At 62.7% G+C, this 8902-nt stretch carries 6 protein-coding genes; 1 reads left to right on the forward strand and 5 read right to left on the reverse strand.

What is annotated here, in order from left to right; genetic code table 11:
* Positions 1 to 5: 5 nt before the first annotated feature.
* The 4 genes from AAGW05_RS07840 to AAGW05_RS07855 form a co-directional block, all read right to left on the reverse strand.
* A complete protein-coding gene (locus AAGW05_RS07840; protein ID WP_411803927.1) occupies positions 6 to 1691 on the reverse strand; it encodes a sugar ABC transporter substrate-binding protein in 1686 nt (561 codons plus the stop codon).
* 56 nt (positions 1692 to 1747) lie between these two features.
* Positions 1748 to 2686, reverse strand: coding sequence for a carbohydrate ABC transporter permease (locus tag AAGW05_RS07845; protein WP_411803928.1), 939 nt, complete (start codon positions 2684 to 2686; stop codon positions 1748 to 1750).
* 41 nt (positions 2687 to 2727) lie between these two features.
* Positions 2728 to 3783 (reverse strand): ABC transporter permease, encoded by a 1056-nt coding sequence (locus AAGW05_RS07850; RefSeq protein WP_411803930.1) that lies wholly within the window; start codon positions 3781 to 3783, stop codon positions 2728 to 2730.
* A 349-nt stretch (positions 3784 to 4132) separates the two neighbouring features.
* Entirely contained in the window at positions 4133 to 7174 is a 3042-nt protein-coding gene (locus AAGW05_RS07855; protein ID WP_411803931.1) for a glycoside hydrolase domain-containing protein, read from the reverse strand.
* Between the two features lie 200 nt (positions 7175 to 7374).
* Between AAGW05_RS07855 and AAGW05_RS07860 the strand changes: the two genes are divergently transcribed.
* Entirely contained in the window at positions 7375 to 8187 is an 813-nt protein-coding gene (locus AAGW05_RS07860) for a hypothetical protein (protein ID WP_411803933.1), read from the forward strand.
* 64 nt (positions 8188 to 8251) lie between these two features.
* Here the strand turns inward: AAGW05_RS07860 and AAGW05_RS07865 are convergent.
* The coding region (locus AAGW05_RS07865; RefSeq protein WP_411803934.1) for a hypothetical protein at positions 8252 to 8902 on the reverse strand (651 nt) is incomplete at its 5' end.

Below are 8902 nucleotides of genomic sequence, written 5' to 3' on the forward strand. Positions count from 1 at the left end.
GGAGTCTACTTCTTGACCGGCTGCTGCGTGAACACGGGGGCATCTGGGTTAAGGTCTGCCTCATACTCTGCGCGGATCTTGTCACCGCCCTCGGACTTCCAGCGCTTGAGCACCTCGGCATGGTCGGAAACCTTGGCGCGGCCGGTGATGATGTCGATCGTCTTGTCGCGGACAATCTTGGTGATCTTCGGACCGACCTTGGCGTTGGTGTCGGAGTAGCTGCCGTTGGTGGGGTTGCGCCAGGCGAATTCCAGCAGCTTCTCCTCCGTTGCGTGCACGTACTTGGTGTCTTCCGGGAAGCCGGGGTTGTACAGCACTGATTCGGGGCTGGACATGATGTTCAGTGCGCTGACGACGCCAGGGAGGTTCTTCTGGCCTTCTTCGGTCATGATGGGGTTGCCGTCCGCGTCGAAGGTGAAGTCCTTCCCTTCGGCACCGAAGTTCTTCATGAGGTACTCGGAGGTACCAAACGGCGCGGACAGCCAGTTGATCAGGGCCAGCTGCTCCTTGATGCGCTTCTCGTCGGCCTTCTTGAACGCGGTGTAACCCACCGTGCCGTAGCCCATGTCGTAGGTGGGCTTGATGGTGCCGTCGAAGCTGAACGGAACGAGGATTTCCATCTTCACGTCCTTGTCCATGGCACGGAAACCCCGGACGTCACGAGGGCCGGCCGTCACAACGGCACCCAGTGTGCCGTTGAGAATAAGTGCCTTGGTGTTGGTGACGCCGGCGTCCGGGTAGAAGGCTCCGGCGGCGAACAGCTTGGCGGCGTATTCCAGACCGGCAATGTAGGCATCGGTTTCATAAATGTGGGTCAGCGAACGGTCTTTGTTGACGGCCCAGGAGTTGGGTGCGCCGAGCCATTCGGTGATCATGTGCAGCACGTTGATGTAGGCAGGTTCCAGCGCGTACTGCTTTTTGCCGGGGTTGCTCAGTTCCTTGGCCTTTTCAAAGAACTCGTCGGCATTCTTGGCGTTCAGGCCACCCACCTTCTCCCAAGTGCGTGAGGTGCCAACCATGACCTGGCCAAAGGGGGTGCTGGGGATGGGTGCGCCCCAAATCTTGCCATTGACCACGGCCGTGCGCCAGGAGTCGGGCTTGAGTGCGGCCAGGTTCGGGTACTCCAGGACTGCGTCGCCGGAGAGATAGGGGGTCAGATCCTGGAATTTGGCCTCCAGCATGGGCCCCACGTTCGGGATGCCCTGGTTCGGCGGGATCCACATGAGGTCCGGCAGGTCACCACCGGCGAGAATGGTGGCGAACTTGGCCGGGTAGCCGTCTCCAATGTCTTCAACAATCTGCATCTTGAACTCGCCGCCCAGTGCGGTGTTCAGGCGCTGCCAGAAGGGGTTGTCCGGCATGGCCGGGGCCATGACCTCGAAGGTTTCCGAAAGCAGACTGATGGGTCCGGTGAGCGGGGCACCCTTGGCGGAGACCACTGGCTTGGGCATGGTCAGGAATGCGGATTCCAGGCCCTTGGCATTGCCGGGAAGATCGGCGGTGACGCCGGTGAATTCCTTGTAGGTGGGCAGGACCACCTTCTTGGAGGCTTCGGCGCCGCTGCTAGTTTTGGCTCCCCCGCCGCCGCAGGCGGACAGGGTTCCGGTCAGGGCAATGGCGGCGACGGATGCGCCGGCGAGGCTCAGAAAGTTCCGGCGTGAAACCCGGGCTTCGTTGACAACTCGTTTCATGTCTTTTCCTCTTTCAGGTTTGGGTGGCTTGCTGATGGGTTTGCTTGCGGAAGGGGTTAGCCCTTGACGGCGCCGGTAATGACGCCCTTGTTGAAGTGCTTTTGCAGGAACGGGTAGACGATGAGGATGGGAACCAGTGCCACGACCACGATGGCCATCTGCATGGATTGCGGCGGCGGGCTGGTCGCGACGCCGATGGCCTCCGCCATGGAGCCGCCCTGCACCACGTAGTTGCGCAGCACCAGCTGGACGGGGTACAGCGTCTGGTCGTTGATGTAGAGCATGGCGTTGAAGAACGCGTTCCAGAAGCCCACGGCGTAGAAGAGTCCGACGACGGCGATCACGGCCTTGGACAGCGGCAACACGATCTTTCGCAGGATCATGAAGTCACTGGCCCCGTCGATGCGGGCTGCTTCAATCAGCTCGGTGGGGATGTTCATGAAGAAGGATCGCATGACCACAAAGTTGAAGGCGGCAAAGACGCTCGGCAGGATCAACGACCACAAAGTGTTCAGCAGTCCCAGCTGCTTGACCATGAGGAACATGGGGATCAGGCCTGGGGCAAAGAGCAGGGTGAACAGCACCAGCAGCAGCACGGGCCGTCCGAACATGACCGGCCGGGAGGTGGCGTAGGCCATAGTGATGGTGACGAAGAGTGCCAGCACGGTGCCGACGGCCGTGATGACGGCACTGACGCCCAGGGCCCGGAACATGAACTCGCCGCTGAAGATCGCCTGGTAGGCGGCGAAGGTGGGGTTGGTGGGCCAGAGGACAAAGCCGCCGGCCGCGATGAGCTGCTTGTCATCGGCGAGTGAGGTGGAGACCACCAGCATGATCGGGATCACGATCGAGAGGCTGATCCCGCCGACAATGACGGCCTTGATGAAGTTGTAGAGCGGTGATGCCGGCTCCTTCCAGGCGGGGCGGCCAGGGTTGAAGCTCAGTGCCTTGTTGCGGCGCCGAGTGGCGCGCCGCTCCTGAAGTGTTGCGGTCATGATTTTCTCCTTATACGGCTTGGTCCTGGCCGGGGCCCGGATCAGCCGACCTTCTTCTGGAAGATTCCGGGTTCCCCCATGCGGTGGGCCAGCGAGTTGGCGCCCCAGATGAGCAGGGCGGCAACCACGCCCTTGGCCAGGCCAGCGGCGGCACCCATGCTCCAACCACCGCCGACCACGCCGGCAAAGTAGGTGAAGGTGTCGAGCACCTCGGCAGCCCCCGCCCCTACGGCGTCATGCTGGAGCAGGAACTGCTCGAAGCCGACGCTGAGGATGTCGCCGATGCGTAGGATCAACAGCAGCACGATGATGGAGCGCAGCCCCGGCAAGGTGATGTGCCACATGCGACGCCAGCGGCCTGCGCCGTCGGCTGCTGCCGCCTCGTAAAGGGAGCCGTCAATGGCGGCCAGCGAGGCCAGGAAGATGATCATGGCCCAACCGCACTCCTTCCAGATGAGCTGGACGGTGGCCAGCAGGGGGAAGGTCTCGGGGTTGGTCATAAACGGGATGGTGTCCAGGCCCATGTCCCGCAGCGTGTTGTTGACCAGCCCTGCCCCGCCAAGGACCTGCTGGAACAAGGCGATGACGAGCACCCAGGACAGGAAGTGCGGCAGGTAGACCAGCGACTGGAACCAGCGGCGGATCTTGGTGCTGATGAGCGAGTCCACCACAAGCGCCAGGCCCAGGGGTACGGGGAAGAAGAACAGCAGCTGCCAGACTGCCAGCACCATGGTATTGCGGAACGCCACCCAGAAGTCCGGGTTGAAATACAGGTCCACGAAGTTCGTCAACCCCACCCAGTCGCTGGCCGAGATGCCCAGGAATGGCTGGTAGTCCTGGAAGGCAATGACGTTGCCCAGGATCGGGATGTAGAAAAACAGTGCCAGGAACAGCACGCCCGGGATCATCATGATGAGCATCTGCTTGTCCCGGCGCAGGCGCGACCTCCAACCCACGTGGCGCACGGGCAGGCCGTCGTGGTCCACCGGCAGCTTGCCGCGCTTGGTTTTGCTGCGGCCACTGCGGGCTTTGCTCACCGCGGGGATGTCATCCGTGGCGTCAAGACGCTCGACCGACTCCTGTTGCATTTGGCTCATGGCTCTCCTTGTTTCTGCTGAGGCTTTTCATCCCCTCCTGCGGCACTGCGGCGTGGTGTTTGTGACCCCCGCCATGTTAACCGTTTAACAAAGATAAGTGATGCGGTCCACAGATGCAAGAAGCTGATCTAAGTTTCATTTTCGAGACCTACTTCCATCATTCCCGGCGGCGTCCCAACCCCTACTCTTGGGCACGCCAGGCATGGCAGTGCGGAGGACCGCAAGGTGGTGGCCGTGACAGTGCCCAGCGGCCAGGACCACGCAGAATGGAAGCTATGTCCTGGGACTGCTCTCCGGGCCCAACATCCTGGAGGGGCGGGCGCGGGTTTCCGCGCCCGCCCGGGTGAAACTACGCCCGGTTGACCACCAACACCACGCCCCGGCGCGGCGCCACGGTGATGGCGGTGCCCGGAGCAAAGGTTGCGGCGTCCTGGAAGCCGTCAACGAAGGGCGCCACCGCGGCAGCCGTTGCCAGGTGCGCGAACTCCGGGGCAAACTCCAACGTCACGGACACCGGTTCCGCGGCCCAGCTGGCCAGCGCCGTGACCAGCCCTGACGGCGTGATCCAGGACGTGGCCAGCACCTCGGGGTGGCTGCTGCGCACAGGCACATCAACAGCCCAGTGCCCCACCATGGGCGCTTCGGCCAGGCCGTAAGCGGCCCAGAGCGACCACAGGGCCCTGTTGTCCACGCGCGGGGCCCGGCCCGTCATGCCAAAAACCAGGCCCCGCCACGGGTTGCCGCCGCTCTGAAGCATCTCGCCCATCAGGCCGAACGGGATCCCGGAGACCTCCACGAGCCAATACGCCGGATCGGTGTTGTCGTAGTCAAAGTACTCGCCCAGCCACAGCCTGTCCGTGTAGGGCAGCTGTTCCATGTACATGTTCGCGGAGGATGCGAAGCCGTCCCTGTCGTTGAACTGGTTGGCTGAGTGGATGTCGATTTCCGGGTCCTCGCAGCGCCGCGCCAGCACCTTGCGCACACGCTTCATGGCCTGGCGGTCATAGGCGATGTCGTCCAGGTAGATGCCGTCCAGGCCTGTCCTGCGCACCAGTTCGTCGAGCCCGCGGATGTACCAGTTTTGCAGGCGGGACTCGCCCGCCGTCACCACGGCGATGTCGTCAACGTTGGGCGCATACCAGGCTGACACATAGTGGGCACCGGCATGTTCCTGCGGCCAAATGTGCCCCTTGCCGGGTCCGTCGCTGAAGATCTCCTGGCCCAGAGACAGCAGAGGCAGCAGGTCAGGGCTGTGCCCCGTCAGCTCCCGCACCGTGTCATAGACCTTGACCTTGAGCCCTGCCGCGTGCGCCTGCGCCGTGTACGCAGCCAGCGCGTCGGCGTGCAACAGGGGGTCGTTGATGAAGGGGGCCAGGGCCGTGGCATGGTGGATGTTGATGACGCTGGCACCCGTGGCGGCAATATCCGCCACGCTGCCCTGGTCGTGGAAGTACCTGTTGCGCAGCTGGCGGGCTGGATCGATCGGCTTGAACGGGGTCAGGAGCAGCCGGAAACCATAGTTCAGCTTCTCCCCCGGCGTCATGGTCCGTCCGCCGCTGAACGCTTGAAGCACGACGGCGTCGCGTCCGTTAGCGCTCCGACCCGCCCCGAGCGTGACGCCGGCACCGGCGGTCTCCGCATCCGGATTGGCCCAGGATTCAGGGGCGATGAGCGGCTTCTCGCGATAAAAGTTGGTGTTGAGCGGGCGCTCGTAGTTGTCGTCCCGCAGGGCCAGCTGCACACCGATGTTGCTGTCGCCCAGCCACAGTGAGTCCTGGTTCCTGGCGGCGACCTCCCACGTCCAGTCGATGCGCTCCGGGCGGGTGCCTCCGGGCACGCCGAGCCCCATGGCGTAGGGCACGGCCGCGGGATCAAAGGACGCGGTCAACGCCACATTGTTTAGTTCCACGGCTCCGGCCCCGCCCGGGACGCTCAGCCGGACGGCGAACTCGGCGGCGCCGTCGGCCTCCAACTGCCCTTCCACCGTGACACGCAGGGGCGTGTCCGCACTGGTCCAGGAACACTCCCAAGCCACCCTGGCCGGGCCGTGGGTGGTGAAGGCCAGCGGCGAAAACTCCCAGGCCGCGGGGCCCTGCACCGGCTCCGGCAGCAGGCCCAGGGGCTCGAGCAGGAGCGACCGGGCCGGGCCGTCAAGGGCCGTCACGGCGGAGGTGAACGTGGAGCCCAGCTGCGCCGGCAGGCCGTTGGGGGCGAGCTCAACCGTGCGGCCCAGGATGGACAGCGTCCGGCTGGATTCGTCGAGACCGACGGCGGTGAACGGCGCCACCAGCTCGTCGTCCTGGGCCAGGGTGGAGTCCAGCCAGGCCAGGCGCCGCAGTGCGCGGGGGTCGCCAAAACCGCCGGCGGCGATGTCCGGCTCGGCGTCCAGCGCCACGTCGAGGCGCACGGGCAGTTCAGCGGCCCCGGTGGTCGTGGCCACGGTAATGACGGCTTCCAGGCTTGAACCGGCTGCGGTGGCGGGCACCGGGACCACCACGAACAACGCCTGGACGGCGCCGCTGGCGACAGCCAGTGCTTTGGTGAACGGCCGGCCCAGGCGGTCAACCCCGGCCGTATTGATGCACCGGGCCGCAACGCAGGCTCCATCCGCCTGGGCGGCGACGGCCACGGTGACGTCGGCAAGGTCGGCACAAGCGTAGAGCCCCAGCTGGATGACGTAGTCCTCACCGGGCTGCACCTGCACCACGAGCGGCTCGGCCCTGTGCGCTCCCCCGGCCACGGCCGCGGGACCCGCGATGGCCCAGTGCGCCGGGATTGCATCCTTCAGGGAGATGGCATGGCGGCGGTCCTGGGCAAAGAGCATGAAGGGTGCGCCGGCATGGGCCGCGTGGAGTGCCGCCAGTTCGGCGTCCGTGGCGGTGAAGTTCATCGGGGCGAAGGTGTCCCATTCACTCGCGGCCTCGTAGCGGATTGCCGCGGCGGAAGGGGCATTGCTGCCACCGCGGCCCTGCTCAGCCGAGAACACGCTCGGCGACACGGCACCCACCCAGGCTGGGTCCGCCGTCGGACGGGCGGGCAGGTACTGTGCCTGCGGGTAGTGGGCGTGGCCGGCCATGGCATAGGGCAGGTAGTAGAAGAAGTAGTCGCCGGCACCGTCGATGGGTTCAAAGGTAAACGTGCCGCTGGCCCGGTTCCGTTCCCCGGCCACCACATTGCGCACCCGTGTGCCCGTTGCGGCGGAGACCACAATGACGTCAACATCTGCCGGCGTGGGATCCTGGCGGCGCCACGGCAGGGTCACCGTGGCTGCTCGACAATGTTGCGGCAGCGCGGCCACGGTCACCACTATCCGGTGGTTGCCGTAAAGAAGCTTGTCCCACTTGCCGATACCGCAGTCCAGCTCGGGGTGCAGGCGGTGGGGGGTGGGCATGTGAAGCAACTCCAAGCGTGTCGACTGTGATACCCAATCCTTACCTGAATTTCCGTGATTGAAAAGTGATATTACAGTTCATGATTACTCAAATAGGCGCTTGACGGGGCGCCCAGGTGGTAGGTATGTGGGCCAACCGGTTCCCTGACGATTCCGAAAATGGATTCCCGGGCAAGGACAACGAGGGCTACATTAGGCGTATGGATCAATGGCTTGGGTTCACTATTGCTGCGTCGGGCGGCGTGGCTGCAGTCGTGGCCGCCGTCATCGAACTGGTGAAGTTCACCAGGGACAGTAAGAAGAAACGTCTAGAGTTCAGGATTGTTTGTGGACGCAAAGGACATAACTTTCCAGGTCTGCACACGGCCGCAGTGATTCTAGTTAACCCTTGCAAATCCAGTATAAAGACGTCCGATTTCGATGGCGGGAAACCACTTAGGATACGTCTTGGCACAGCCTTGGTAGATACCTTGATTCCTCCATCCATCGCCCTGAACTGGCCTGGTTTCCAAATTGTCGGGGCCGGTGAGGAGGAGGGAATGGCCATCATGCAGGCGGACCTTATCCCCCCGTTGGCATCAATTCATGGCTTCGTATTTACTGCGAATCCCCCAATGGCAAAAAACTCACCAAGTTTGGGAGACATTCCAGTCCACTCCGGTACCGACGCATCGTCTCGCCGCCGAAAGCTCAAACGATGGGCCTGCGTCATGATAATCCTTGCTGTATTTTGGGCCGTTATTGCCGGCATGTCGTGGCTCGCCTTTGCCGTAAACCTCTGGGCCTTTGGAGAGTATGCCCAAGTACTTGCGAAGTATTTGGTATACGCGGCCGGAATGGGATTCTTCGCCTGCCTCGCTCTACTGACAGTGGCGTATCTCCGCGACCATGTTCTCGATCGTCACATCAATCAGCAAGTTGCTAAGTTCGAATCCATACTGGATGGCAGCAAGGATTACTTCGACCCCATTAGCCAGCCCTTCACGCCCGTTGGAAGCGAGGACGATTCGTGAATTGATGAACCGCAATCATCGCAGTTGCTCCACCGGTTGCTTCCACTGATGGCGAGAGCACCGGCTAAGGGCAAGTGATCCTAGCAGTTGGATCGACGTCGTTTTCCAACCAATCCCCACTACTGGCCTTGTACTGTCCCATGGCTGCGCACACTTTGGCCTTGTCTCCCTGAACTAGGCGTATGACGGCGTAGATGAAATTGCCATCGCTATTCTCGGTGGACGGGCTGCGGAAGTTGTCACAGGCGAGGTCAGTGCGGATGTATTCGCTGCCCGGATTTGCGATCAGCAGTCGTTGGATGCTCGAGGCGTCAGTTGAGGGATCCCACGATACCCCGAGGATGACCACGCCGTTCCCGTCACACACTGGATAGCTAATGGGCTGGCTGATGCCAAGATCGCCCGGCAGTCGCAGCTCTGATGCATCAGCTTCCAACCAAGAGAGCATTTTCTCACTTCCAATGACCTTGTTTCCCTTGGATATTTGAAATTTGCTCACGTTGAGGCTGTAGACGTAATCGAGATTTAGCACTGTCACCTCCCCGCCGCTGACTGTTGCCGGTAGTTTCGTCGTGTTCCCCGTGGCCTTGTCCAACCCCAAATACGTATCCTGGCCCTTGATATTGCAGATAGCGGCCTGATACGTAGCGGACGTCCCCACCCGGAGAAGTTTCCCTTGCCATTTGCAATAGGCCTTGTCTGCATTGGAATAGTT

Source organism: Arthrobacter sp. LAPM80 (genome assembly GCF_046736435.1).
Classification (GTDB): Bacteria; Actinomycetota; Actinomycetes; order Actinomycetales; family Micrococcaceae; genus Specibacter.